Origin of the sequence: Brevibacillus sedimenti (assembly GCF_020923495.1) — a bacterium.
Taxonomy (GTDB): domain Bacteria; phylum Bacillota; class Bacilli; order Brevibacillales; family Brevibacillaceae; genus Brevibacillus; species Brevibacillus aydinogluensis.
In genome coordinates this window covers 919,414-944,741 of record NZ_CP064048.1, presented here as the reverse complement: position 1 = coordinate 944,741, position 25,328 = coordinate 919,414, and the positions used below count along the sequence as shown (strand labels likewise).

General features: G+C 56.1%; 23 protein-coding genes. 20 read left to right on the top strand and 3 right to left on the bottom strand.

Annotated elements, in window-relative coordinates; all coding sequences use genetic code 11:
* Positions 1-19: 19 nt before the first annotated feature.
* From IRT44_RS04470 to IRT44_RS04455, 4 genes are all read left to right on the top strand, one after another.
* The gene (locus IRT44_RS04470; protein ID WP_230077524.1) at positions 20-2,611 is read left to right on the top strand and encodes a lipase/acyltransferase domain-containing protein; all 2,592 of its coding nucleotides are present in this window, start codon (positions 20-22) and stop codon (positions 2,609-2,611) included.
* The gene (locus IRT44_RS04465) at positions 2,601-2,912 is read left to right on the top strand and encodes a hypothetical protein (protein WP_171564026.1); all 312 of its coding nucleotides are present in this window, start codon (positions 2,601-2,603) and stop codon (positions 2,910-2,912) included. Before IRT44_RS04470 ends, IRT44_RS04465 begins: the two co-directional genes overlap by 11 nt.
* Positions 2,913-3,067: 155 nt before the next feature.
* On the top strand, positions 3,068-3,565 hold the full coding sequence (locus IRT44_RS04460; RefSeq protein WP_212132589.1) for a YwhD family protein: 498 nt from the start codon (positions 3,068-3,070) through the stop codon (positions 3,563-3,565).
* 696 nt (positions 3,566-4,261) lie between these two features.
* Entirely contained in the window at positions 4,262-4,534 is a 273-nt protein-coding gene (locus IRT44_RS04455) for a hypothetical protein (RefSeq protein WP_212132578.1), read from the top strand.
* An 86-nt stretch (positions 4,535-4,620) separates the two neighbouring features.
* Here IRT44_RS04455 and IRT44_RS04450 read toward each other — a convergent pair whose 3' ends face one another.
* Entirely contained in the window at positions 4,621-6,672 is a 2,052-nt protein-coding gene (locus IRT44_RS04450) for a transglycosylase domain-containing protein (protein WP_171564031.1), read from the bottom strand.
* Between the two features lie 302 nt (positions 6,673-6,974).
* Here IRT44_RS04450 and speE point away from each other — a divergent pair, with 302 nt between their 5' ends.
* The 4 genes from speE (at position 6,975) to IRT44_RS04430 (ending at position 10,604) form a co-directional block, all read left to right on the top strand.
* Positions 6,975-7,808, top strand: coding sequence for a polyamine aminopropyltransferase (gene speE / locus IRT44_RS04445; RefSeq protein ID WP_171564199.1), 834 nt, complete (start codon positions 6,975-6,977; stop codon positions 7,806-7,808).
* Between the two features lie 21 nt (positions 7,809-7,829).
* Positions 7,830-8,702: an agmatinase gene (gene speB / locus IRT44_RS04440; protein WP_171564032.1), complete on the top strand. Its 873-nt coding sequence runs from the start codon at positions 7,830-7,832 to the stop codon at positions 8,700-8,702.
* Between the two features lie 181 nt (positions 8,703-8,883).
* A complete protein-coding gene (locus tag IRT44_RS04435) occupies positions 8,884-10,128 on the top strand; it encodes an MFS transporter (RefSeq protein ID WP_171564033.1) in 1,245 nt (414 codons plus the stop codon).
* Positions 10,129-10,175: 47 nt separating this feature from the next.
* Entirely contained in the window at positions 10,176-10,604 is a 429-nt protein-coding gene (locus tag IRT44_RS04430) for a YwiB family protein (protein WP_171564034.1), read from the top strand.
* Between the two features lie 333 nt (positions 10,605-10,937).
* Here IRT44_RS04430 and IRT44_RS04425 read toward each other — a convergent pair whose 3' ends face one another.
* Positions 10,938-11,048: a putative holin-like toxin gene (locus IRT44_RS04425; protein ID WP_230077523.1), complete on the bottom strand. Its 111-nt coding sequence runs from the start codon at positions 11,046-11,048 to the stop codon at positions 10,938-10,940.
* A 223-nt stretch (positions 11,049-11,271) separates the two neighbouring features.
* On the opposite strand from IRT44_RS04425, the gene IRT44_RS04420 reads away from it, so the two are divergent.
* The 5 genes from IRT44_RS04420 to IRT44_RS04400 all read left to right on the top strand — a co-directional run bounded on the left by IRT44_RS04420 (position 11,272) and on the right by IRT44_RS04400 (position 17,778).
* Positions 11,272-11,667 (top strand): hypothetical protein, encoded by a 396-nt coding sequence (locus IRT44_RS04420; RefSeq protein ID WP_230077522.1) that lies wholly within the window; start codon positions 11,272-11,274, stop codon positions 11,665-11,667.
* A 65-nt stretch (positions 11,668-11,732) separates the two neighbouring features.
* Complete coding sequence (locus IRT44_RS04415) at positions 11,733-13,187, top strand: sigma-54 interaction domain-containing protein (RefSeq protein ID WP_171564036.1); 1,455 nt, start codon at positions 11,733-11,735, stop codon at positions 13,185-13,187.
* A gap of 169 nt (positions 13,188-13,356) precedes the next feature.
* Positions 13,357-14,715 carry a lysine 2,3-aminomutase gene (ablA, locus tag IRT44_RS04410; RefSeq protein ID WP_171564037.1) on the top strand — a complete coding sequence of 453 codons (1,359 nt, stop codon included), beginning with the start codon at positions 13,357-13,359 and terminating at the stop codon, positions 14,713-14,715.
* A 283-nt stretch (positions 14,716-14,998) separates the two neighbouring features.
* Complete coding sequence (locus tag IRT44_RS04405; protein WP_171564039.1) at positions 14,999-17,071, top strand: (Fe-S)-binding protein; 2,073 nt, start codon at positions 14,999-15,001, stop codon at positions 17,069-17,071.
* Positions 17,072-17,238: 167 nt separating this feature from the next.
* The gene (locus tag IRT44_RS04400) at positions 17,239-17,778 is read left to right on the top strand and encodes a glucosaminidase domain-containing protein (protein ID WP_230077521.1); all 540 of its coding nucleotides are present in this window, start codon (positions 17,239-17,241) and stop codon (positions 17,776-17,778) included.
* 36 nt (positions 17,779-17,814) lie between these two features.
* On the opposite strand, the gene IRT44_RS04395 is transcribed toward IRT44_RS04400, so the two are convergent.
* Positions 17,815-18,366 carry a hypothetical protein gene (locus tag IRT44_RS04395; protein ID WP_171564041.1) on the bottom strand — a complete coding sequence of 184 codons (552 nt, stop codon included), beginning with the start codon at positions 18,364-18,366 and terminating at the stop codon, positions 17,815-17,817.
* A 168-nt stretch (positions 18,367-18,534) separates the two neighbouring features.
* Between IRT44_RS04395 and IRT44_RS04390 the strand changes: the two genes are divergently transcribed.
* From IRT44_RS04390 to IRT44_RS04360, 7 genes are all read left to right on the top strand, one after another.
* Positions 18,535-18,867 (top strand): sigma factor-like helix-turn-helix DNA-binding protein, encoded by a 333-nt coding sequence (locus IRT44_RS04390; RefSeq protein WP_230077520.1) that lies wholly within the window; start codon positions 18,535-18,537, stop codon positions 18,865-18,867.
* A 239-nt stretch (positions 18,868-19,106) separates the two neighbouring features.
* Entirely contained in the window at positions 19,107-20,285 is a 1,179-nt protein-coding gene (locus tag IRT44_RS04385) for an acetyl-CoA C-acetyltransferase (RefSeq protein ID WP_230077519.1), read from the top strand.
* A 69-nt stretch (positions 20,286-20,354) separates the two neighbouring features.
* On the top strand, positions 20,355-21,206 hold the full coding sequence (locus tag IRT44_RS04380; protein WP_171564044.1) for a 3-hydroxybutyryl-CoA dehydrogenase: 852 nt from the start codon (positions 20,355-20,357) through the stop codon (positions 21,204-21,206).
* Positions 21,207-21,236: 30 nt separating this feature from the next.
* Complete coding sequence (locus IRT44_RS04375) at positions 21,237-22,379, top strand: acyl-CoA dehydrogenase (RefSeq protein WP_230077518.1); 1,143 nt, start codon at positions 21,237-21,239, stop codon at positions 22,377-22,379.
* A 44-nt stretch (positions 22,380-22,423) separates the two neighbouring features.
* Positions 22,424-23,566: an acyl-CoA dehydrogenase gene (locus IRT44_RS04370; RefSeq protein WP_171564046.1), complete on the top strand. Its 1,143-nt coding sequence runs from the start codon at positions 22,424-22,426 to the stop codon at positions 23,564-23,566.
* 36 nt (positions 23,567-23,602) lie between these two features.
* Positions 23,603-24,550: a methylmalonyl Co-A mutase-associated GTPase MeaB gene (meaB, locus tag IRT44_RS04365; protein ID WP_171564048.1), complete on the top strand. Its 948-nt coding sequence runs from the start codon at positions 23,603-23,605 to the stop codon at positions 24,548-24,550.
* 143 nt (positions 24,551-24,693) lie between these two features.
* Positions 24,694-25,326 carry a TetR/AcrR family transcriptional regulator gene (locus IRT44_RS04360; protein WP_171564049.1) on the top strand — a complete coding sequence of 211 codons (633 nt, stop codon included), beginning with the start codon at positions 24,694-24,696 and terminating at the stop codon, positions 25,324-25,326.
* Positions 25,327-25,328: the final 2 nt, after the last annotated feature.

Below are 25,328 nucleotides of genomic sequence, written 5' to 3'. Positions count from 1 at the left end.
CAGGCAAGGGGGTATTTTTATGGGTGGCATGTTGCGCCGGATGGCACATTTGCTGCTGCTGGCTGTTCTGATGTTGAGCAGCGTGGTTCCGTCCGGTTGGGCCAAACAGAGCACTGCGCTTTCCCATGAGGCGGGGGATAAGCCTCGCGGGAGCGAATGGATCACGCTTGCACACCAGGAGGGCGAAGGTGGAGAAGAGACGACAGCGGAGGAAGCAAAGGAAGCGGACCACTCCGATTCAGTGACGGGAGAGGAGGAGTTGGGCGCGGGTGACGTGGGAGAAGAGGGCGAAGAGGCAGAAGAAGTCGAAGACGGGATTCATGAGTCGGACGAGCAGGCGGACCGCAACCTGCAGGAACAGGAAGAGGAGTTTACCCGGCGCTTTTCCGGCAGGAAGAAGCCGTCGGAAGTGGAACTGCGGGCGCTGCCCGCGACGTACGAACTGGAGCCCAATGACACCTTTTCCAAAGCGGATTGGATGTTTGCCGGAAAGGACGCGTATGGCCGGATTGGAAAAAGCGGTGACGTGGATGTGTGGAAAATGAAAGCTCCCACAAACGGGACGATCACGTTTACGCTTTTTGATATTCCCAGCAAGACAGATTATTTTCTGTACGTGTTCGACAGCGAAGGGCGTGAGCTGGGGCGTTCTGACCAACCGCGAAGTGACAGGCAGCGGGTGGAAGACGTCGCTGTCGAAAAAAACAATTGGTACTACGTGAAAGTGGAGGGCAGCCAGTGGGCCTTTAACAAGAAAGTGTACTATCGCCTGAGGGCGGATGCCGTGGCGCAAAATGAAGGCAAGCAGGATGAGTACGAACCAAATGACACGATCAAAAACGCTCGCGAACCGGAGGACCGCGAAAACATCGTGGCCAATTTGCATCACCTTGACGATGTCGATTTCTACCGCGTGACGGTCAACCTGTCTTCCACGATCCGGGCAACGCTCAGCAATATTCCCGAGGGGATGGACCTTGACTTGTACCTGTACAACAAGGAAAACAAGCTGGTTGCCAGATCGGAAAAGGCCAAGAATGCCGACGAGCTGATTGTGTACAACGGCGACCCCGGCACCTATTTCGTAAAAGTATCGGCCAGCCGCAGCTCTGCGCTCAAGCCGCATGCCTACAAGCTGTCGATTACGACTGCGACGATTCCGGTCATTCTGATTCCGGGTATCGGCGGTTCCCGGCTGGAGGTTGAAGAGAACGGGAAAACATCGGAAATATGGCTGGGCCTGTGGGAGATGAGCGTGGGTATCAAAGATCCGCGGCACCGCAAAATCTTGTCGCTGGAACCCGTCAAGAATGGAAGCATAAACGTACAGCCCCGCCAACCAGGGATCAAAGTGTTTCCGGAGCGGGCGGATGGCGGGTTTCGCGCCATCGAATATCTGTCGTATGCTTCACTGGATGTCATCAAGAAAAAAGCGGAGCAGTATGCAAGCATGGTCAAGCATCTGGAGAAAATGGGGTACGAGAAAAACCGGACGCTTTTTGCCATGCCTTACGATTGGCGGTACAGCAACGCCGATAACGCCACTTTTTTAAAACAGAAAATAGACGAGGCTCTAAAGCGATCTGGAGCCAGTCAGGTACAGTTGGTGGCCCACAGCATGGGCGGATTGCTGGTGCGGGAGACGCTTCTGTCCAACGTGTCCTACCAGCAGAAAACAAAGCGTATCATTTACATGGGCACCCCGTTTTTGGGATCGCCCCGTGCATACCAGGCGATCAAATACGGCTACAACTTCGACATCCCTGCACTGCACGAGGAAACGGGGAAAGTCATCTCTGCATACGCTCCGGCTGTATACGAACTGCTTCCTTCCCGAAAGTACTTCGACACGGAAGCGTTTCTCAAAAAAGATGCCGTGCATTCGTACTCCTATAAAGAGTTCTTGCAAGATCGGCAGATCCGCCTGGACTATGACCCGTTGGTCAAACAAGCGGGGGAATTGCATGAAAAGTGGGACAACAAGATCATCTATGTGCCGCAGTATTCGATCATCGGAATAGGGCAAACGACGCTGTTGGGATATGTCATGAACCCGGTATCCCGTCAGTTAGAACCGTTTTTTGACAAAGGTTTTGGAGATGGGACAGTACCCTATGTGAGTGCCACCTATGCCCAAAAAGACATCAAGAAACAGTATTTCATCCTCGAGGAGCATGCCAAGCTGCCGGTTAATCCGTACGTCATCCAGCAGGTGGGCCATCTGCTGATTGGTATCGAGGATGTGCAGAAAGGAATGCGGCGGACTCCCAAGCAAACATCCTCTTACCTGTATTACATCCTGTCCCGCGAAGACGGTGAATTTCCCGAAGTGATCGTCTCCAAGTCCGGCAGGTCCATGCGGATTGATCCTGAGAAAAAAGAGGTGTGGGACGATGTGCGCGTCGAATACCACGGCAATATCGTGGTGATTCACGTGCTGGACGGCCAGCCGCTTCACTTTCAGGAAATGCCGCGTTCCAAGCACAGTTCCTCGGCCAAGTTGCTGATCCGGCGGTTTTCATCAGATGATCAGCAGGAATCGGGACGACTGTTCCGGCTTGTAGAAAACCGAATGGAACACGTGAAAGGAATAGAAATTGATGAGCGCTGACGTCATCCTCTACATCATCATGTGGATCGTTCCCGCCTGGGAATTCGGCGGACCTTTGATCGGTCTGGTAATTTCCGGATACTTGAGCCTTATTTTCGGCATCCGCATCTGGCTGATCATGGCGGTTACCTTTCTTGTGACCTTTTGTTATTTCGAATTGCGTCTCGCCGAGTATACCATGTTCAATTCCTGGGAATTTAACGCACTCATGGCGTTTCACAGCGCCTGGAACGTGGCTCTGCTGATCTGGCTGATTGGTAAAGCGGTGCGAGCAATAAGAGGAAAGCGACCGAGGAACTGACGAGTGGCTGGGCGTCAGGCACACTGTCCTCAGGATGATTCTGCTGAGCGTTGAGCGTAGCTGCAAATGGCCAGACACGCCGAAAAATTGCGCCTCACACTGTTTCCAGGTAGAATATGCTGTAAGAAACAACGGGTCAAAAGAGGGTGGATCACGTGGACATTTTTGACAGCAAATCTGGCGGTTTTACGATCGTGAGCGGAAAAACGAACGTGCACGGCGGTTATGGGCAGGGGGTGCTTGACCTGAGCGCTGTCTCCTCCGTTATCATTGACGGGGACAAGGCTTACATCGACATGGGTGCTATGCATGCAAAAAGCGCCGTGGAAAAAGGCGTCAAGTGGACGACCAACAAGGAAGAGGTGCCCAACGGCAAGCCGTATTGGGTGGTTTGGGTAACGGTTGACCGCAACGATTCGGGGCCGTATTACGCCGGGGTAACCGCCTGCTACATGGAGATTGACCGGGAGGCTCGGCGCGGATACAAAATTTTGGCCGACCATGTCAACCGAATGGACTACTCGATGAAACGGCGCATCATGGTGTCAGAGCTAAACGACACGGAAAAAGCGGCGCTGAAAAAGCTGTTGATGGAACACAACCCGGCGATGTGGGAGAATTCCAGCGAGGAACTGAAGCAGGCGTTGGCGTAAAGTTGGCGTTATAAAGCAGGACGTGCACGTGCACGGTTGAGCCTTTCGTTCGGTCCATCCTGTTGTCTGGTTGGGCGAAGCTCAGCGTGTAGACAAAGTCCGCGGCGCATGGGAGATCGGGCCCGCTCGCTCGCTTGACGCCCAGCACAGAAGCGGATGAAGGCCGCTCCAAAACGAGACGCGGGCAGGGGACAAACATCTGGGTATTTCGAGGAAGTGAGACTTGTGTCCTTGTTGATTCCCGCGTCTTCGTTTTTCCGCTGAGTCGGTCGTCAAAGGAGCTCGCTTGGCCCAACCCTTCATGCGACGCACATTGTCTTCCGCTTCGGTTGATGAACAGGCAGGCCTTTCGGCCTGGAAATCATTTTTTGTGGACGCTAACTCAATGAACCGTTTGTCTTCAGTATGGAAGCTGTAAATCTTGAACGGAATGTGAACAAATTGTGAAATCAATTGTTAGTCGTATTGAAGTCAGGTAAACTTATTTCCATAGCTGTATACATGTACACTAGGTCAGCAAACAGGAAAAGAGCCCGTCTCTCTTTTCCTGTTTGTCTTTTTTTACGAAAACGTTTGCTTCGCTGTGTTTGCTGCTGATCCGTGATGTTGTTGGAGCATTTTTCAGCGCATGTCCTGTCCGCAGATGCGTGAAACTAGGAAAGCACGGCCACACTGTTGACGGAAGGGGCGTTGAAGATGACCGACCGTATACAAGGGGGAGAGCTGCCGGGGAACGACGCTCAGGCAGGTCACGACCATTTCGTGCGGCACGGCGGCGTCCATTTTCGCACGCACGTGTCTCCCCAGGAAATCAACAACTTTGTCCGCAAGTTGCCGGCCGGAAAACGGGAGAGCCTGTTTGAAGTGCTGGATGAGCTTGACCGCGCCGGGCTGATCACCATTTGCAATGACCACGTGTTTGCCGATGGCAACGGCGTCGTGGGGGGCGGCGAAGAAGCGGCCCGCTGACGACAAAGAAGAATCAGCCCCCTGACGGAAAAGAGGGCTGTCCCCGGCAGTTTCGTTCTGCCGTGCAGGACAGCCTTTTTTTGTGCCTACTCGGTCGGTTTCCACCAACTGCCCATGCGCTGCCAGAACGACGGGGTGTCCGGAGGCGGGAGCGGCGTGGGCGTTTCATGGTTGGGGAGGTGATCGGTGCAGTACTCCTGCGGCTCGGTACCTTTGGCAAAGTAGAACAACTGCGGGTTGGGGCAGTGCTCCGTCGCCAGCTTGCCCGATGCCGGATCGATGTACACCGACACCACCCCTGCCGGCATGTCAAACAAGGCGGGAGGCTGGTCTTTCAGCGCACTTTCCATGAACTGCGCCCAGATTTTTTTGGAGAGGTAGCCTTCGGTGACATCGTCCACTTTTTGGTTTTTGTCGTATCCCACCCAGACGGTGGTGACCAACTGCGGCGTAAATCCGCTGAGCCAGGCGTCGTAATCGGTGGAGCCGGTTTTGCCTGCGACGGGCCTGTTCAATTCGCCCGCCACCCGGTGGCCTGTGCCGCCCGGTTCAAACACGCTCTGCATCAGATTGATCAGCAGTGCCGAGGCCACCGGATCGGCCACTCTGGTTTTCTCCGGTTTTTCCTCGACGAGCACGTTTCCCTGGCTGTCCTCAATCCGCGTGATGGCAATGGGCTTCACCCGCTCCCCTTTGTTGGCGATGGTGACGTAGGCGGTGTTCAATTCAAGCGGGGAGACGAGCGACGTGCCCAGGGCCAGCGAGGGTACAGCCTGCAGCTTGCTGGTGATCCCCAGCTCGCGGGCCTGATCCACCACTTTTTGCGGGGTGAGATGGTCGATTGTCTTGACCGCGTAGATGTTGTCCGAAGTCTTGATCGCCTCCCGCATGTTGATATAGGCATGGGCATAGCGCTCCCCAAAGTTTTTCGGGATGTAGGTCTTGCCGTTGTCGTAGGTGAACACGGTCGGTTCGCTTTTCATCTGCGTCAGCGGCGTAAAGCCGTTTTGCAGGGCGGCCAGGTACAAGATCGGCTTGAACGCAGAGCCCGGCTGCCGCATGCTCAATGCCCGGTTGTACTGGCTTTTGGTGTAGTCACGTCCGCCCACCATCGCCTTGATGTGGCCGGTGGCCGGGTCCATGGCAACCAGCGCCACCTGCAGATCGGGTTTGTCTTTCGGCAGCACTTTGGCGATGATGTCTTCCGCTTTTTTCTGCATCACCGGGTCCAGGGTCGTGTGGATTTTCAGTCCTCCGTGGATAAAGGTCTCTTCGTCGATGCCGTATTTGTTCTTCACCAGGTTGGCAATGTAATCGCGAAAATAAGGGGCTTGTTCAGCCGCGGCTTCGGTGTTGCGCTCCTTTAGCTTGATCGGTTCGGCATACGCCTGCTCCGCCTGTTCCGGCGTAATGTAGCCGGAGCGGACCATGGCCTGGAGAATCACCTGCTGCCGCGATTTGGCCTTGTCAAAGTCCACGTAGGGAGAGTAGTACGACGGCCCTTTGGGGATGCCGGCCAACAAGGCGCTTTCTGCCAGCGTCAGATCCTTGGCGTCTTTGCCGAAGTACGTTTGCGCGGCGGCCTGGGCGCCGTAAGCGGAATGGCCGTAGTAGATCTGGTTCATGTACATCTCCAGGATTTCGTCCTTACTGTAATTTAGTTCCAACTGGATGGCCAACAGCGCTTCCTTTATCTTGCGCTCCCAGGTCTTGTCCATCGAGAGATACAGGTTTCGCGCCAATTGCTGCGTGATCGTGCTGGCTCCCTGCCGCTTTTCCATGTGGATCACGTCCACGTAGGCGGCCCGAGCCAGACGCAGCCAGTCGATGCCGTAGTGCTTGTGGAAGGAACGGTCTTCGATGGCGATCGTCGCCTGCACCAGGAAAGGGGAGATGTCCTTCAGCGGGACGACAAACCGGTTCTGGCCGCGGTGCAGCGTATCCAGCACCTCACCGTTGCTGGCGTAAATGGTCGTCGTCTGATTGATCGAGACTGCCGGCAGCGGCTGTGAACGGAGGTAGAGAATCAGCAGCAGGGCGGCAAACGAACAGCACAATAGGCTGAGTATGAATAATTTTATGAATTTCTTCGCCCAACGCAGATAGCGGAGGAGCGGGGCTTCCCGGATTACTTCCATGTCCTCTCTAGTCCTTTCCCCTCATATTTTTTCGAATCGGGACATACTAACCAAACGATAGGGTTACTGTCTAGTATGGGACAAACTCCGGTTGGATAAACTTAACGGCCGCGCCGGGCAGCGCGTCTCGCAAAAATTGCTTGCATTTTGGGAGGCAGCCACTATAATTTTCTTGGCAGATACGAATGGCAGCGGTCTGGACTAATTTGGCAGGGACTGGCCGCTATCTCCTGCCAAACCGGCGTCGGCCGGGGTCTTTCAATACCAATGCGGTTAGTTAAGGAGGGTACATAATCATGAACATGGAACTGTGGTACACCGAAAAACAAACGGAAAATCACGGTATTACGACAAAGATTACCGAGACGTTGTACAGCGAGAAAACCGAATTTCAACAATTGGATATCATCAACACCAAGCAGTTCGGCCGCATGCTCGTTCTCGACGGCATGGTCATGACCACTGATGTGGACGAGTTTGTCTACCACGAAATGATCGCCCACGTTGCCCTCAACACCCACCCGAACCCGAAAAAGGTGCTCGTCGTGGGCGGTGGCGACGGCGGTGCCATTCGCGAAATCGTCAAACACCCCTCCGTGGAAAAAGCCGTATTGGCGGAAATTGACGGTGGCGTGATCGAGGCCAGCAAAAAGTTTTTCCCGGCCATCGCCAGTGAGCTGTCCGGTAATCCGAAAGTGGACGTGCAGGTGATCGACGGCATCAAGCACATTCACGACCACAAAGGCGAGTACGACGTGATCATGGTCGACTCCACCGAGCCGGTCGGACCGGCAGTGGGCCTGTTTGAGAAAGGATTTTACCAAGGCATTTACGACGCGTTGAAACCGGATGGCATCATGGTGGCGCAGACCGAGTCCCCGTGGTTCAACCGCGACTTGATCAAACGCGTGTTCAAGGATATTAAATCGATTTTCCCGATCACCCGTCTGTATACGTGCAGCATCCCGACCTATCCGTCCGGCCTGTGGAGCTTTACGATCGGCTCCAAACAGTACGATCCGCTGGAAGTGGATGCGAGCAAGATCAAGGATTTGAACACCAAGTACTACAATGCGGAGGTTCACTACGCCGCGTTCAAGCTGCCCAACTTCGTGGCCGAGCTGACCCGCGACTAAGGATTGGGAGGAAGAAACAAGATGCGTTTTGACGAAGCGTATTCCGGCAACGTCTTTATCCGCAGCCATGGCAGCTACGAGGAGAGCCAGGCGGTCATCTACGGTATGCCGATGGACTGGACGGTCAGTTTCCGTCCCGGTTCCCGTTTCGGCCCGGCCCGCATCCGCGAGGTCTCGATCGGTCTGGAAGAGTACAGCCCGTATCTGGACAGACTGCTGGAAGACGTAAAGTATTTCGATGCGGGGGATATTCCCCTGCCGTTTGGCAACGTGGAGGGCAGCCTGGATGCGATCCGTACGTTTGTCAGCAAAATTTTGGCGGACGGCAAGTTTCCGATCGGTCTGGGCGGCGAACACCTGGTGACCTGGCCGGTAATTCAGGCTGTGTACGAAAAGTACAAGAGCGACCTGGTCATCTTCCACTTTGACGCCCACACCGACCTGCGCGACCATTACGAGGGGTATGAGTACTCCCACTCCACGCCGATCAAAAAGGCGTGCGATCTGATCGGCGGCAAAAACGTCTATTCGTTTGGCATCCGCAGCGGGATGAAGGAAGAGTTTGAGTGGGCGAAAGAAAACATGCACCTGTACAAGTACGACGTGCTGGAGCCGGTCAAACAGGTGCTGCCGACGATTGGCAACCGCCCGATCTACCTGACGATCGACATCGACGTGCTTGACCCTGCATACGCGCCGGGTACCGGCACGACCGAGGCGGGCGGCATCACCTCCCGCGAACTGCTGGAGACCATCCACTACATGGCGAAAAACGGCGCCAACGTGATCGGCTGTGACCTGGTGGAAGTGGCACCGGTCTACGATCACAGCGAGATGACCCAGATTGTGGCGTCCAAGATCGTGCGCGAGCTGATTCTGGGCTTTGTAAAATAACAGACGGTACCACAAGCGTCCCCGGTTTCACACTGGGGGCGTTTTTTTGTCGGGTGGGGCGGAAGCACACGTGATGACGGGCGTTTGGGGGTCTATTATAAAACTTTTTTATTTACAAAATTAAAAATATTGCGTATGATGGTGGCAAATCCTTCCACATGCAGTTCAGGGGGCGCATTCCATGAGAGAAGTGTTTGCCAACCGTCAGTTTCGCAAGCTGTTTTTTTCCAACCTGTTTTCCGGCTTTGGCCAGGGAATGACCATGATCGGCATTGCCTGGTACTTGGTGGAAACGACCGGATCAGCCGAGCTGCTCGGCTCCACGATGTTTGTCTCGGCTGTGCTGATGTTTGTGGTCGGCCCGTATATCGGCACGTTGATCGACCGTTTTTCCCGCAAACGGATGCTGCTGACGGAGCATGTGATCGGCTTTGCCGTGCTGGCCGCCCTCGCGATGTGGGGCTTTTTCGGTCCGTATACCAAGTGGATGCTGGTCGCTGTCTACCTGGTGACGACCCTGATGTTTCAGATTCATTACCCGTCGCAGTCGGCGCTTGTCCAGGAAATGTTTGAGCCGCGGCACTACAACGACATCAACAGCCTGCTGGAGATTGAGGGACAGACGTCGTCCGTGCTGGCCGGGGGGATCGCAGGGTTTCTCCTGGAGGCATACGGGCTGCATGTCGTTTTGCTGATTAACGCCTGTACGTATCTGGCAGCCTTCGGTCTCATGGCCACCATGGCCTACACCTTTACCCTGGAGCGGGAAGTCCGGAACAACAGCGGGGTCAACTGGGTGGGCCAACTGCTCCAAAGCTGGCATTACATACGGGAAAAACGGGGCTTTCTCCTGTTTGGCATCGCGGCGTTGATGCCGTTTATTGCGGTGATGGCCGGCAACTTGTTGAAGCCTGTTTACGTGAATCAGACCTTGAAAGCGGACGTGACGGTGTTTTCGCTCGGAGAAACGGCATACGCCATCGGCGCGGTGGCGGCCGGATTCCTGGTTGCTGCCGTGACAAGGAAGTACGGCCAGGTTCCGGCGATGGTTGGCAACACGCTGCTGTTTGCTGTCGTCATGGCAGTCATGGTGGCGCTGCCCTACGGATGGGCCCTGATTGGCGCCTACATGGTGTTCGGCTGGTGCAATGCTTCTGTCCGGCTGATCCGGCAGTCGCTGTACATGACGGTCGTGCCGAAGCCGTTCATGGGACGGGTCATGAGCTTTTTCAATTCACTCGGGATGATGATGCGCTTGCTCCTGATCGGCGTGTTTACGTGGATGATTGACCGGACCGGGGCCGGGATGGGGTACCTCGTGCTCGCCGGACTGCTGCTGCTCGCCGCCGTCGGGATTGTGGGAACGATGCGCCATCTGCTGGATGAGCAGTCCGGTCAGTCGGCGGTTGCAACAAAAGAGCGATGAGGCGTACAATGGACGGGTACAAGCAGAACGGGAAGTGAGGACGATCCATGCAAGACGTGCTGATCACCCTGACCGCCAGACAGCGCACGGGAGGAGATTGGGAGGAAACAATCTATCGCTATGCCGGCCGATGCGTGGAAAAGACAGGCGGCTGGTATCTGACGTACAAGGAGCAGCTGGAAGGGGCCGGCGAGGTGAGCACGACGCTGAAGCTGGCAGACGGGACGGTCACCCTGCTGAGACAGGGCGACGTGCAGACGAAACAGCAGTTTCAGCAGGGCATGAGCCACCAGACGACCTACCGCAGTCCCTACGGGCTGTTTTCGATGGAGACCCATACACGCAAGCTGCGCATCCGGCATGAGCAGGGAAGGCCGGTCCAGGTAAGAGTAGCTTACCAGCTGTGGCTGAACAGCCAGTATATCGGCGAGCACGAACTGACGCTGAATGTGGAGTGGCCCTCCGCGACACACTGAACAAATCAAGCGGTCATAACCAACCATTGGCGATAATCTTGTGCAAACTGGTGTACTTGGAGTAAAATGATGCTAGAAAACACAAGCAGCAGAAAGGTTGCAAGCAATCGCCTGCGACCAGGCTGGTACCGTTGGTGGAAAAGAATCACAAAGGTCGGCAAACCGATGCGATTCTTTTTGGGCCAAGCGTGGTATGATAGGAACAGCAGATGCATATGGTAAAAAAGGCTACAGATGCGGGAACATCTGCAGCCTTGTACAATAGCTGCTCCCTTTACGGGATCGGCTCAGAATTTGACCGAAGTGACCTCCGGTTCTCAACTCAAGGGGAGGTCACTTCTTTTTTTGCGTCAAAGCAACAATCGCCACGACGAGACTCAGCAGGCCGACAATAAAGCCGCCGAACTGAATCATCAGGCTCATGGTTTCGTGCGTAATTGCCATACTCTCACCTCCCCCGTTTTCGACGTGGGAGATGAGCCGACCACCCTTGAGGAGCCGATGTCTATGAGTATAGCATAATTTTCCGCTGCGGAGCATGGATCAACAGAAGGGGGAAATAACGTGCACGGCATGGAGTGATGGGCCAGGCTCGTTCGCTATAGCCGGTCGGGGCGGTTTTTTCGTACAATAAGGGTAATTCACACAAGGAAAGGGGAGGGGCATCGTGGGGTTTGCACTCGCAACCGGTGGCATGGCCGGCCTCGTTCTGGCCGCGTTTCTGGCTTTGGGAGACGGACTGTTTCAAACGTCGACGCTCTCCGTCCTGATTGACGTCAGCTATGTCCCCGGCCTGGAGGGACTGCCGTCCGTGGTCGAGCTGTTGGTCCACCTGTTGGTCAGTGCAATCGTTGCGTTTTTCATGATGTACTTCTATCCCCGAACCCGTGGCGAGCGGAGAATCAAATATCTGTCGTACTGGGTGCTCGCCTTTGCTGCGGCCTATCTGCCATTTAGTCTGCTCAGCGGCGCGGCCGTGTCGTGGGCCGATTTTTTCCTTTGGCTGCTGGGCCATCTGCTTTACACGCTGATCATCGCGGTGCAGGCGGAACGGCAGCGGTGACTGCCGAAAATTCGGCACAGTGATGATTTTTTGGCAGTTTGTTCGAAAGGAGGCTGTTACACTCCATGCCGATGTCGGAAACGGTGGAAATGCTGCAGGCCATCCTGGGAACGATCGATGAGGGAATCCACGTCGTTGATGCGAACGGCATTACCATTTATTACAATCACGTGGCGGCCAGACTGGACGGGCTGACGCCTGACGAAGTGCTGGGTAAGCCGCTGCTGGAGGTGTTTCCCTCGCTGGACCGTCACTCCAGCACACTGCTGAGGGTCATTGCGAGCGGCGAACCGATCTACGACCAGCCGCAGACCTACACCAACTGGAGAGGGATGCGGGTGGAGACGATCAATACGACGCTGCCCGTGCGGGTGGGCAATCGGCTGGTCGGGGCGGTCGAGGTGGCCAAGGATATCCGCAAGCTGAAAGAGCTGTCAGAGCGGCTGCTCGACCTGCAGGCGCAGATCAGCAAGCCGAAGCGGGCCAAGCGGAGCAAGCTGGACGGGGACGGGCTTTCCTTTCAGTTTGCCGATATCCTGACACAAAACGAACAGATGATGCGGTTAAAAGACCGCGCGAGAAAGGCGGCCCGCACTTCATCTCCGGTATTGATCTACGGAGAGACGGGGACGGGGAAGGAACTGTTCGTCCAGTCGATCCACCAGGCGTCGTCCCGCTGCGGCAAGCCGTTTATTGCGCAAAACTGCGCGGCCCTGCCGGCTTCGCTGCTGGAAAGCCTGCTGTTTGGCACGACCAAGGGCAGCTTTACCGGAGCAGACGACAGACCGGGACTGTTTGAACTGGCGGATGGCGGGACGCTGTTTCTCGACGAGTTGAACAGCATGCCGCTGGACCTGCAGGCAAAACTGCTGCGCGTGCTGCAGGACGGGCAAATCCGGCGGATCGGCAGCAGCAGCGCCGTACGTGTCGACGTGCGGGTGATCGCTGCCGTCAATGAACCGCCGCTGGAGTTGGTTCGGCGCGGCGCGCTGCGATTGGACCTGTACTACCGCATCAACGTGGTCTCCTTTGAGCTGCCGCCACTGCGGGAGCGCAGGGAGGACGTGGACCTGCTCGTCCGCCATTTCCTCGACAAATACAATCGCCGTTTTCACATGCAGGTGCAAAACATCAGTCCGGAGGTGGCCGACCTGTTCAGGCAGTACGACTGGCCCGGCAACGTTCGCGAACTGGAGCACGTGATCGAGGCGGCGATGAACATGGTGGAGGGAGCAGTGATTGAACGGGAACACCTGCCGCCGTACTTGGCGGAGCGTTCGCTGGTGAACGGTCCGGGCGAGACCGGACCAGGGGAGATCGGATCGGCCATCCCTCCTATCGAGGCGTGGGCGGCAAAACAGCGCACGCTGCCGGAGGTGCTGCGGGAGGTGGAGGAACGGTGCATTGCCGATGCGCTGAAATCCACTGGCGGCAACGTGCTCAGAGCGGCACGGCTGTTGGGCATCCCCCGGCAGACGCTGCAGTACAAACTCTCGCAGCGGGGAGCAGGCGAACGGTAAGTGCCGAATTTTCGGCAGTCCAAAAACTCCTACAGATGGAAAATCTGCTTGCCAATGCTTTATTTTCTATATTCAAAATCTTTTGATTTGATTGGCACGACTGTTGCATTCCCTTTGTTGTTGAGGAATACACGCGTATCTTCACACAACGCAAAGGGGGATGACAAGGATGACGGTTACAGCCAAACGTGACTGGCGCCAGATCGAAATGTGGAAAGACGTCACCGAAGAACAATGGAACGACTGGATGTGGCAGCTCACCCACACCATTCGGACTGTAGATGAATTGAAACAGGTGATCAACCTGACACCGGAGGAGGAAGAGGGTGTACGCATTTCCAACCAGACCATCCCGCTCAACATCACGCCCTATTACGCCATGCTGATGGACCCGGACGATCCGAAAGATCCGGTCCGCATGCAGTCCGTTCCGCTTTCCTCCGAGATGGTTCGGACCAAATACGACATGGAAGACCCGCTGCACGAGGACACTGATTCACCGGTGCCGGGCCTGACGCACCGGTATCCGGACAGGGTGCTGTTTTTGGTCACCAACCAGTGTTCGATGTACTGTCGTTACTGTACGCGCCGCCGCTTCTCCGGCCAGATCGGCATGGGCGTGCCGAAAAAGCAGCTGGACGCCTGTATCGACTACATCCGCCGTACGCCGGAAGTGCGCGACGTGCTCCTCTCCGGGGGCGACGGTCTGCTGATCAACGACCGCATCCTGGAGTACATTTTGAGCAATTTGCGGGCCATCCCGCACGTGGAGATCATCCGCATCGGCACGCGCGCTCCGGTGGTGTTCCCGCAGCGGATCACGGAAAACCTGTGCAACATCCTGAAAAAATACCATCCCATATGGCTCAACACGCACTTTAACCACCCGAAGGAGATTACCCCGGAAGCGAAGCGGGCCTGCGAAATGCTGGCCAACGCCGGCGTGCCGCTCGGCAACCAGTCGGTTATCCTGGCGGGCATCAACGATTGTCCGAATACGATGAAAAAGCTGGTGCACGAGCTGGTCAAGATTCGCGTCCGGCCGTACTACATCTACCAGTGCGACCTGTCCGAGGGGATCGGCCACTTCCGCGCGCCGGTCAGCAAAGGGATCGAGATCATCGAACACCTGCGAGGCCATACCTCCGGCTATGCAGTGCCGACGTTCGTGGTGGACGCGCCGCATGGCGGCGGCAAAATTCCCGTCATGCCCAACTACATCATTTCGCAGTCGGCCGACAAAGTGGTGCTGCGCAACTTTGAGGGCGTGATTACCTCGTATCCCGAGCCGAAAAACTACCACGCCCACGACGAGGAGAATTGCGAGTACTGTCAGGCTGCCAAGGGCAAAGCCGTCGGCATCGCCGCGCTGATGAGAGACGAAGCCGACAACCTGGAGCCGGCTGACCTGCCGCGCAACAAGCGGATTCAGGCGACCAAGATCAAATCGCTGGCAGACATCCGGCAGGAACAAAAAGAAAAGAAATTGCAGAAAGAACAAGAACACAAAGAGGTGTCCGGCAAATAGGCCGGATGGACCGCATAGGCTGACAAGGCCGCCAGGGAAGCCAGGGTTGCTGGCATTCTCTGGCGGCTGTTTGCGTGGAGGAGATTTGCAGGTGACGAATGGGAGCAATCTGTGTTAATATCAGGGCAGACGATTCTGAACGAACGCTCAGTCTGGACAGGCTGCCGCGGTTTGACAAGCGTTTGTGTAGGAATCAACATAATGAGTGAATAGTCATTCATTTTTTCTTGCGATTCTGATAAGATAGAAAAAAACGGACGAACATGAAAAGGGGGAGAAGACCTTGCTGGCCTTGCTCAATCTGATCGCGTTTTTCCTGGTGCTCGCTTACGGTCTGTACCTGGTCTGCCACGTCCTGTACAGCCGGTATCTGTTTATCAAACTGGGCAAAAAGCCGGACGTCAAGGACGACTTCGGCACGCGCTTGAATTTGCTGCTGGAAAACGTCGTCTTTCACAAAAAGCTGTTGAAGGACAAAAAGAGCGGCATCATGCACGTCGTCATGTTTTACGGCTTCATTATCCTGCAGTTTGGCGCCATTGAACTGATCGTGAAAGGTCTGGTGAAGGGCTTTGAACTGCCATTTGGCAGCGCTCACAAGTACTTCAGCCTGATGCAGGAGATCACTGTCTTCCTGATTCTCGCGGCAGTCAGCTACGCGTTCTACCGCCGGTATATCGAAAAGCTGAAGCGGCTGAAGCGCGGATTCAAATCGGGACTGGTGCTGCTGTTCATTTCCACGCTGATGGCAACAGTTTTGTTCTCACTCGCGTTTGAGCAGCTCTGGTTGGGGCACGAACCGTCCGGCTACGCGCCGTTTTCCTCGCTGATCGCGATGGCGTTCGCCGGCATCCCCAATACCGCGGCGGCCGCGCTGTTCTACGTGTTCTGGTGGCTGCACCTGCTGATCCTTTTGGCCTTCGCCGTATACGTGCCGCAGTCCAAGCACGCTCACCTGATTTTTGCGCCGATCAACGTCTGGTTCAAAAAACTGGACCCGCCCGGCAAACTGTCCAAAATCGACTTTGAAGACGAGACGCAGGAAGTGTTTGGGGTCGGCCGGATTGAGGACTTCACCCAGACGCAGCTGATCGACCTGTACGCCTGTGTGGAGTGCGGTCGCTGCACCAGCATGTGTCCCGCCTCCGGCACCGGCAAGATGCTCTCCCCGATGGAATTGATCACCAAGATGCGGGATCATTTGACGGAAAAAGGAGCGGCGATCACCTCCCGCACGCCGTGGATGCCGAGCTTCGCCTTTACCGGCTCGACCGCCAACCAACTGGCGCTGCAGGCGTCGGAAGTGGCGGCGGCGTCCGAGGGAGCGACCGCAGTCGCCTACGAGAAAAACCTGATCGGCGACGTGATTACCGAGCAGGAGCTGTGGGCCTGCACCACCTGCCGCAACTGTGAGGATCAGTGCCCGGTGATGAACGAGCACGTGGAAAAAATCATCGACATGCGCCGCTACCTGGTGATGACTGAGGGCAGCATGCCGCAAGAGGCGCAGCGGGCGCTGAACAACATCGAGCGGCAGGGCAACCCGTGGGGCATCAACCGCAAGGACCGACTGAAGTGGATCGAAGGGCTGAACGGCCAATACGACGTGCCGACCGTGCAGCAGGTGGAGGAATTCGAGTATCTGTTCTGGGTCGGCTCGATGGGCTCGTTTGACAACCGCAGCCAGAAGATTACGCAGGCGTTTGTCAAGCTGATGCACGAAGCCGGGGTCAGCTTTGCCATTCTCGGCAACGAGGAGAAAAACTCCGGTGACACCGCTCGCCGCATCGGCAACGAGTTTCTGTTCCAGCAGCTCGCCCAGGAGAACATCGCGCTGTTCCAGGCTTACGGCGTGAAGAAGATCGTCACCTGCGACCCGCACGCCTACAACACCTTTAAAAACGAGTACCCCGAGTTCGGCCTGGAGGCGGAGGTGTATCACCACTCCGAGCTGCTCGCCCAGTGGGTCAAGGAAGGGCGTCTGAAGCCGACCAAGGAAGTAAAGGAGCGCATCACCTACCACGACTCCTGTTACCTGGGCCGCTACAACGAGATTTACGACAAGCCGCGTGAGATCCTCTCGGCGATTCCAGGCGTGGAGATTGTGGAAATGAAGCGGAGCGGCTGCGACAGCATGTGCTGCGGTGCCGGCGGCGGCCTGATGTGGATGGAGGAGCACGAAGGCACCCGCATCAACGTGGCGCGCACCGAGCAGGCGCTGGAAGTAAATCCGACGGCCATCGCCAGCGCGTGTCCGTACTGTTTGACAATGATGAACGACGGCATCAAGATGAAAGAAATGGAGGATCAGGTCAAAACCCGCGACATTGCCGAGATTCTCGCCGATGCCTTGTGATTTTGAAGAGTGTTTTTGGTGTGCTAATCCCTGCCCTGCCAAAGGGTGGGGATTTTTTTGCATAAAACGCATAATAGGGGGTATCAATCGTTTCTCTTTTTTACCTAGTAAGTGAAAACGACAATGACCGGTCTAAAGTCGTTTATCTACTAGCTAAAGGAGAGAATATGATGGCGTTGATACCAATTCCAACAGAACCTGTTAAAGTTGATGGTGTTCGAGATACTTATGTAGACTTGAATCCAAATACCGATCCCAATGATAAAGTACAAGCTTTCGTTGATGCGTTCAAACGAGTTGCCGAAGATGCTAGCGATGAATGTTATGGCTTGCCTGTTGAGGTAATCCTCGCTATGTGGGGAGGAGAATCAGGATGGGGTGCAAGTAAAACACAACGAAACAATCAAAATTGGTCAAACATGAAATATGTAAGTAGTTCCAATCCACCAGGAAACTATGGCAAAGGAGAAGGCGGATGGGCTGCTTATATCGGTCGCAGTACCCATGCTAACTCCTTTGCGCGGTTCTTTAAAGAAAATAGCCGATACTCTGCGTTAATCAATTATTTGAAAAGCACAAACAACCCCAGTTCAGAAAAATGCATACGATACATCGCAGATGCCGGGTATGGCGGCTCCGACCATGATCAATACTATGATGAAGTAATGGGGTATCTGGAAACACTCCGCAGACGAAGCAATCTGTAGTTTGGAAAGAAGCACCATGTATATGGTGCTTCTTTGTTATAGTCCCGTGTGCAGAGCTAAATGTAGATCGATTTCTTTTTTCACCCAGCCGCCATAATCTTTAACCTGATAGATCTTCCATTCATCCAGATTATGCGGGTTCTGCACACCGACAAAGGCGTCATTTGGATTCTGCGGATCAAGATAAATCACGATATCCTTTCGAGGGAATTCATTTACCCCGCTTTCCGGAATGAAGGGCTTTTGGACAATTCTTATGTACACTTTGTCATATTGACTTGTTCCTTCTTCCAGTTTTTCTTGCAGGAATGGCAGTTTTTGCTCGTCCCCCAATTCCTCGCCGTCTCTTCGATAAGCAAACCTGTACAAATCTTTGGCATTCACAAGAATCCCCATGCAGCGCGAAGGATTCTCGAAAACAAAACGATCATGCCCTCTTTGCACCACAAGCTTTTCCACTTCTTCAGCCTGTGAATCCACTGAATGTGGCGCTGATACCTGCTCATGATTATGTTCTCCCTGGGAAGAAACGGCACTGCACCCGCTTGCGATTCCGAGCAATATGAGGAAAAGAATACATTTTTTCATGTATGCCGCACACCTTTCCATCGCCCTTTGTTTAGATACTATATTGGACGAGTGAAATTCCAATAAGTTTCATATTTTGGAAAACCGTGCATCTATCAAGCGAAAACATTCGAAAAAAAACGGATGTTTTACTAACAGGAAATTTACCTAGAGAACAGGGGGGATTCGATGGAAAATCAGTCAATGTTTGATTACTATCGCCAAATGTTAAAACGGATCGCATGGAGATTACAGTATCAAGCAAATAAAGTATATCGCCATGAAAGCGTGCTTGAGGATGTATGGACAAAAGAACACATGGGATTGGTAGTATCAGATCTATTTGTTAAGGAGTTGCTCAGTAGCCTTCCTGATAGAGGACGTTTCATCCTTCAAAAGGTGGTGATTGAAGGCATACCTGAAAGAGAAGTGGCGAAGCAACTTAATATTTCACAGAAACGAGTAAATGTTTGCAAAACAAAGTATTTACAGCAGCTACGTCAAAAACTCATTTCTGATTGACAGCGGGACTATACGGAACCAACAGCCCTTTGGATTTTGCGATCCCATACAGCGTCAGAAAGGCAAGCGGGATGCCCGTCCGGCAACGAATGGCTGCCGGACTGACAAGAAAAGTCAGGCGTCCTTTTTTTCGTATTACATTGACTATTCAGACGGGAGACGGCAAAATGAAAGTAAGCAAAAATGAGCGATCGCTCGATCATTTTGTAATGAATGCCATGCAGCGAGGAGGAGCCGAGATGAAAACAGTAATTGCGGGGGCGGCACGCACCCCGTTTGGCAAGTTCGGCGGCGCGCTGAAAGACGTTTCCGCAGTTGATCTGGGGGCCATTGCGATCAAGGAAGCACTCAAGCGGGCCGGCGTGTCCGGCGAGCAGGTGGACGAAGTGATCATGGGCATGGTCGTACAGGCGGGAGCGGGGCAGGTGCCCTCCCGTCAGGCGGCCCGCAAGGCGGGACTGCCGTGGAACGTGGCCAGCCAGACCATCAACAAGGTGTGCGCTTCCGGGATGAGGGCGGTCACCATGGCCGACCAGATCATCCGCGCCGGAGACGGGCAGATCATCGTGGCTGGCGGCATGGAGAGCATGAGCGGTGCGCCGTATGCACTGCCCAACGCGCGGTACGGCCTGCGCATGGGCGATGCGGTTGTGCGCGACCTGATGATGTACGACGGGCTGACCTGCCCGTTTGATCAAGTGCCGATGGCCGTCCACGGCAGCAACGTGGCGGAGGAGTACGGCATCACCCGCGAGGAGCAGGACCGTTGGGCGCTGCGCAGCCAGCAGCGAGCGGCCAGGGCGATGGCGGCCGGTCTGTTCGACGAGGAAATCGTGCCCGTGCCGGTACCGCAGAAAAAGGGCGATCCAATCCTCGTCACCAAAGACGAGGCGCCGCGTCCCGACACCACGCTGGAGGTGCTGGCCAAACTGCCGCCGGTGTACAAAAAGGACGGCACGATTACCGCCGGCAACGCGCCTGGCATCAACGACGGCGCGGCAGCGATGGTGCTGATGGCGGAGGACAAGGCGGCCGAATTGGGGATTCGCCCGCTGGCAGTCATTCTGGGTCACGCGCAGGTGGGCGCGGAGGCGCCGTACATCGCCACCACGCCGGGACTGGCGATCCAAAAGCTGCTGGAAAAGACCGGCACGCGGCTGGACGAGATCGATCTGTTTGAAGTGAACGAGGCGTTTGCCGCCGTCATCCTGACCAGCGGCAAGATCGTCGGTTGGGACGAAGAAAAGGTAAACGTCAACGGCGGGGCGATCGCGCTCGGCCATCCGATCGGGGCGAGCGGGGCGCGAATTATCATGCACCTCGTGTACGAACTGCGGCGCCGCGGGGGCGGGTTGGGCGTTGCCGCCATTTGCAGCGGAGCGGCCCAGGGAGACGCGGTTCTGATCAAGGTGTTCTAGTCTCTGCGGGGACCGGTTGCGTTTGGACGGGTGAATAAATGGCATTGTTGCGAGGAAGGGGACGTGTTTATGAACATTCAAACGATCATGGTCGTAGGTGCGGGACAGATGGGCAGCGGCATCGCCCAGGTGGCGGCGCAGGCCGGTTTTCGGGTGATTCTCCACGACATCCGGCAGGAATTTGTGGACCGCGGCCGGCAGACGATTGAGAAAAATCTGGCCCGCAGCGTAGAAAAAGGCAAAATGAGTGCGGAAGACAAAGAGGCGGTGCTGGCCCGCCTGACCCTCTCCGTCGATCTGACCGATGGCCGTGACGCAGACTTTGTGGTGGAAGCGGTTACGGAAAACATGGGCGTGAAAGCGGAGATTTTCCGCCAGCTGGACGAGATCTGCCCGGCGCACACGGTGCTGGCCAGCAACACCTCCTCGCTGCCGATTACGGAAATCGCTGCCGTGACCAAACGGCCGGAAAAAGTAATCGGCATGCATTTCATGAACCCGGTGCCGGTGATGAAGCTGGTCGAGATCATCCGCGGCCTGCAGACGGCGGACGAGGTGTATCAGTTGACGGAGGACTTGGCCAAACAGATGGGCAAAGTACCGGTCAGCGTCAACGACTTTCCCGGATTCGTCTCCAACCGCGTGCTGATGCCGATGATCAACGAGGCGATCTACTGCGTGTACGAAGGCGTGGCCGAGCCGGAAGCAATTGATGAGGTCATGAAGCTGGGCATGAACCATCCGATGGGGCCGTTGACGCTGGCCGACTTCATCGGGCTGGATACCTGCCTGTACATCATGGAAGTGCTGTACGAAGGTTTCGGCGACTCCAAATACAGGCCGTGCCCGCTGCTGCGCAAGTACGTCAAGGCTGGCTGGCTCGGCCGTAAATCGGGACGAGGCTTCTACGTCTACAACTAGAATCTGTACGCGGCAAAGAGGGAGGACGCGATGGATTTCCGATTTAGCGAAGAGCATGAGATGATGCGCCGGATGGTGCAAGATTTTGCCCAAAAGGAGATCGCTCCGTTCGTACCCATCATGGAAGAGACGGAACAGTTTCCCCGCCACATCGTGAAAAAAATGGGGGAAACCGGTTTGATGGGCATTCCGGTACCGGAAGAATGGGGCGGAGCTGGCGCTGACTTCATCTCGTACATTCTGGCCATTCACGAGATTTCCAAAGTAAGCGCCACCGTGGGCGTGATTCTCTCCGTGCACACCTCTGTCGGCACCAATCCGATCCTGTATTTCGGAAGCGACGAGCAAAAGCGAAAGTACCTGCCCAAGCTGGCCAGCGGCGAATACCTCGGTGCGTTTGCGCTGACCGAGCCGCAGGCGGGATCGGATGCGGGCAATATCCGCACGACGGCCGTCCGCAAAGGGGATGAATACATCCTCAACGGCAACAAGGTGTTCATCACCAACGGCGGCGAGGCGGACGTATACATCACGTTTGCCGTGACCGACCCGTCCCAGGGGCGAAGGGGCATCTCCGCGTTTATCGTGGAAAAGGATACGCCAGGCTTTATTGTCGGCAAAAAGGAAAAGAAGATGGGGCTGTTTGGTTCCAATACGACGGAACTGATTTTCGACAACGCGCGGGTGCCGGCCGAAAACCTGCTCGGGCAGGAAGGCATTGGATTCAAGATTGCCATGGCCAACCTCGACTATGGCCGGATCGGCATCGCCGCGCAGGCGCTGGGCATCGCGGAAGCAGCCGTTCAGTACGCGACCGATTACGCCAAGGAACGGAAGCAATTCGGCCAGCCGATTATCAAGCAGCAGGCGGTCGCCTTCAAGCTGGCCGACATGGCGACGCGGGCGGAAGCGGCGCGGCTGCTGGTCTACCGGGCCGCCTTCCTGCGCAGCCGCGGGCTTGCGTGCGGCATGGAAGCGTCCATGGCCAAAAAGTTTGCCTCCGACGCGGCGATGATAAACGCCACTGAGGCGGTGCAGATCTTCGGCGGATACGGGTACACCCGGGAGTACCCGGTGGAGCGGCTGTTCCGCGACGCCAAGGTGACGCAAATCTATGAGGGCACCACCCAGATTCAGCACATTGTGATCGCCAAACATCTGCTGTCCACTTGAGAAACGGGACGCACGAATAACCATGACGCAGGGGAGTGGGGAACATGAATTTTCATCTGACGGAAGAGCAGGAAATGCTCCGAAAAATGATTCGCGACTTCGCGGAGAACCAGGTGGCGCCGACAGCGGCGGAGCGCGATGAGGAAGAGCGCTTTGACCGGTCCATTTTTGAACAGATGGCGGAGCTGGGGCTGACCGGCATTCCCTGGCCGGAGAAGTACGGCGGCGCGGGAGCCGACTACCTCAGCTACGTGCTCGCCGTGGAGGAGCTGTCCCGCGTGGACGCGTCCATCGGTGTCACGCTGTCCGCCCACGTTTCGCTGGCGAGCTGGCCGATTTACAAGTTCGGCACGGAAGAACAGAAGCAGAAGTACCTGCGGCCGCTGGCGGAAGGCAAAAAGCTGGGCGCTTACTGCCTGACCGAGCCCGGCTCCGGGTCCGACGCTGCCGGGATGCGCACCACTGCCGTGCGCGACGGCGATCACTACGTGCTAAACGGCTCCAAGATTTTTATCACCAACGCGGGCGAGGCGGAGATTTACATCGTCTTTGCCTTGACCAATCCGGAGCTGAAGCACAAGGGAATCACCGCCTTTATCGTGGAAAAAGGCATGCCCGGCTTTACGATGGGCAAAAAGGAAAAGAAGCTGGGGATTCGCTCGTCGCCGACGCTCGCCGTCAACTTTGAGGACGTCCGCGTTCCCGTGGAAAACGTGCTCGGTGAAGAAGGACAGGGCTTCAAGATCGCGATGATGACGCTGGATGGCGGGCGCAACGGCATCGCCGCCCAGGCGCTGGGCATCGCGCAGGGGGCGTTTGATCACGCGCTGGCGTACGCCAAGGAACGGCACCAGTTCGGCAAACCGATCGCGTCGCTGCAGGCGATTCAATTCAAGCTGGCCGACATGGCGACGAAAATCGAGGCGGCTCGACTGCTCACCTACCAGGCGGCATGGCTGGAAGACCAGGGGCTGCCCTACGGCAAGGCATCGGCGATGTCCAAGGTATTTGCCGGCGATATCGCCATGGAAGTGACGACGGAGGCGGTGCAGATCTTCGGCGGCTACGGGTACACCCGCGAGTATCCGGTGGAACGCTTCATGCGCGACGCCAAGATCACCCAGATTTACGAAGGAACCAACGAGATTCAGCGAGTTGTCATCAGCAACTACCTGCTGAAAGAGTAAGATGCAGCACAGTACAGGGCGAGAAGAGGGCTTTTCATGCACGAGATCACACGGCGCATCCTGGCGGGCGACGCGCGCGGGGCAGCCCGCGCCATCACCTGCATCGAAAACGATTATCCGGAGCGGTCGCAGATCCTGCGGGAACTGTTTCCTCACACCGGCCGGGCGAAGCTGATCGGCATTACCGGGACGCCGGGCGCGGGCAAAAGCTCGCTGGTGGACTGTCTGATCAGCTACCTGCGCACATTGGGGTTGAAAATCGGCGTGGTGGCGGTTGATCCGACCAGCCCGTTTACCGGCGGCGCGCTTCTGGGCGACCGCGTGCGGATGCAGAACCACGCGCTGGACAGCGGTGTGTTTATCCGCAGCATGGGGACGCGGGGCAGTCTCGGCGGCCTTTCCCGCAACACGCGGGACGCCGTGCGGGTGCTGGACGCGTACGGCTGTGACGTCATCCTGATCGAGACGGTCGGGGTAGGGCAGTCGGAGCTGGACGTGATGACCATCGCTGATACGACGGTGGTGGTGCTCACCCCCGGCGGAGGCGATTCGGTCCAAGCGTTCAAGGCGGGCATCATGGAGATTGCCGATCTGTTCGTGATCAACAAAGCCGATCTGCCGGGCGTGGAAAAGCTGCGGATCGAAGTGGAACAGATGCTGGATCTGGCCAAGCATGACGCGCCTTGGCGTCCGCCGATCGTCCAGACGGTCTCCACGCGCGGCCAGGGAATGGCTGAGCTGTGGGAGCAGGTGGGACTGCATCAGCGCTTTTTGCAGGAGAGCGGAGAGGGGCAGATACGCCGCTCCCGCCACCTGCAGGAGGAAGTGCTGGACATCGTTCGCGATTCTCTCTACCAGCGGCTGCTGGGCAGCATCGAAGCGGGCCGGTACCGGGACGAACTGGAGCGAGTGGCAGCGCGGGAAGCCGACCCGTACTCCACTGCCGACCGAATTGTCCGCGAGTGGTGGGGACAGACTCCCTGAGCGGAGGAATAAAGAAAGATTGGCGTTAGGCGCTCTCTCGACGTATAATATACGGGATATAATAGAAAGAGAGCGTTGCGGTCTTTCTTTTTCCAAATGTTGCCTGACCAAACGCTCAGTCGGTTGGAGAGGTGTAAGAAATCATGTCTGAAAGACGAAAAACCATACCGTCCCTGGTAAAGGACCCCAAGCTGATCGAAAAGCGGCGGGAGCAGATTATTGAAGCGGCTGTCGATCTGTTCATCAACAAAGGGTTTCACAAGACGACCACGCGGGAGATCGCCCGTGCGTCCGGATTCAGCATCGGCACCCTGTACGAATACATCGAATCCAAGGAAGACGTCCTCTATCTGGTGTGCGACGCCATCCACGCGGAAGTGGAAAGCCGCCTGCGCGAGGCGATCACGTTCAACGGCACCGGCTTGAAAATCCTGAAGCTGGCGCTGAAGAGCTTTTTCCGCGTGATGGACCAAATGAGCGACCGCGTCCTGTTGATCTATCAGGAGTCCAAGTCGCTGCCGAAAGAGACGCTGCGCTACGTGCTGCAGCGCGAGGAAGAAATTACGCAGATTTTCGAGGAGATTCTGCGCAAAGGCATTGCCGACGGGTCCATCGGTATTGACGAGAAGCACGTCAAGCTGATGGCTGACAACATCATGGTGCTGGGTGAAATGTGGGTATTCCGCCGCTGGGCGTTAAAGCGGCACTACACACTGGAGGAGTTCACCGAGAAGCAGACGGCTTTGCTTTTGCGGGAGGTCAGCGTCTCCGAGTAAAC

Excerpts from the sequence above, each read along its gene's own strand:
- IRT44_RS04470 (WP_230077524.1), top strand. The coding sequence starts at position 20 with ATGGGTGGCATGTTGCGCCGGATGGCACATTTGCTGCTGCTGGCTGTT.
- IRT44_RS04465 (WP_171564026.1), top strand. The coding sequence starts at position 2,601 with ATGAGCGCTGACGTCATCCTCTACATCATCATGTGGATCGTTCCCGCC.
- IRT44_RS04455 (WP_212132578.1), top strand. The coding sequence starts at position 4,262 with ATGACCGACCGTATACAAGGGGGAGAGCTGCCGGGGAACGACGCTCAG.
- IRT44_RS04450 (WP_171564031.1), bottom strand. The coding sequence starts at position 6,672 with ATGGAAGTAATCCGGGAAGCCCCGCTCCTCCGCTATCTGCGTTGGGCG.
- speE (WP_171564199.1), top strand. The coding sequence starts at position 6,975 with ATGGAACTGTGGTACACCGAAAAACAAACGGAAAATCACGGTATTACG.
- speB (WP_171564032.1), top strand. The coding sequence starts at position 7,830 with ATGCGTTTTGACGAAGCGTATTCCGGCAACGTCTTTATCCGCAGCCAT.
- IRT44_RS04435 (WP_171564033.1), top strand. The coding sequence starts at position 8,884 with ATGAGAGAAGTGTTTGCCAACCGTCAGTTTCGCAAGCTGTTTTTTTCC.
- IRT44_RS04430 (WP_171564034.1), top strand. The coding sequence starts at position 10,176 with ATGCAAGACGTGCTGATCACCCTGACCGCCAGACAGCGCACGGGAGGA.
- IRT44_RS04425 (WP_230077523.1), bottom strand. The coding sequence starts at position 11,048 with ATGGCAATTACGCACGAAACCATGAGCCTGATGATTCAGTTCGGCGGC.
- IRT44_RS04415 (WP_171564036.1), top strand. The coding sequence starts at position 11,733 with ATGCCGATGTCGGAAACGGTGGAAATGCTGCAGGCCATCCTGGGAACG.
- ablA (WP_171564037.1), top strand. The coding sequence starts at position 13,357 with ATGACGGTTACAGCCAAACGTGACTGGCGCCAGATCGAAATGTGGAAA.
- IRT44_RS04400 (WP_230077521.1), top strand. The coding sequence starts at position 17,239 with ATGATGGCGTTGATACCAATTCCAACAGAACCTGTTAAAGTTGATGGT.
- IRT44_RS04395 (WP_171564041.1), bottom strand. The coding sequence starts at position 18,366 with ATGAAAAAATGTATTCTTTTCCTCATATTGCTCGGAATCGCAAGCGGG.
- IRT44_RS04390 (WP_230077520.1), top strand. The coding sequence starts at position 18,535 with ATGGAAAATCAGTCAATGTTTGATTACTATCGCCAAATGTTAAAACGG.
- IRT44_RS04385 (WP_230077519.1), top strand. The coding sequence starts at position 19,107 with ATGAAAACAGTAATTGCGGGGGCGGCACGCACCCCGTTTGGCAAGTTC.
- IRT44_RS04380 (WP_171564044.1), top strand. The coding sequence starts at position 20,355 with ATGAACATTCAAACGATCATGGTCGTAGGTGCGGGACAGATGGGCAGC.
- IRT44_RS04375 (WP_230077518.1), top strand. The coding sequence starts at position 21,237 with ATGGATTTCCGATTTAGCGAAGAGCATGAGATGATGCGCCGGATGGTG.
- IRT44_RS04370 (WP_171564046.1), top strand. The coding sequence starts at position 22,424 with ATGAATTTTCATCTGACGGAAGAGCAGGAAATGCTCCGAAAAATGATT.
- meaB (WP_171564048.1), top strand. The coding sequence starts at position 23,603 with ATGCACGAGATCACACGGCGCATCCTGGCGGGCGACGCGCGCGGGGCA.
- IRT44_RS04360 (WP_171564049.1), top strand. The coding sequence starts at position 24,694 with ATGTCTGAAAGACGAAAAACCATACCGTCCCTGGTAAAGGACCCCAAG.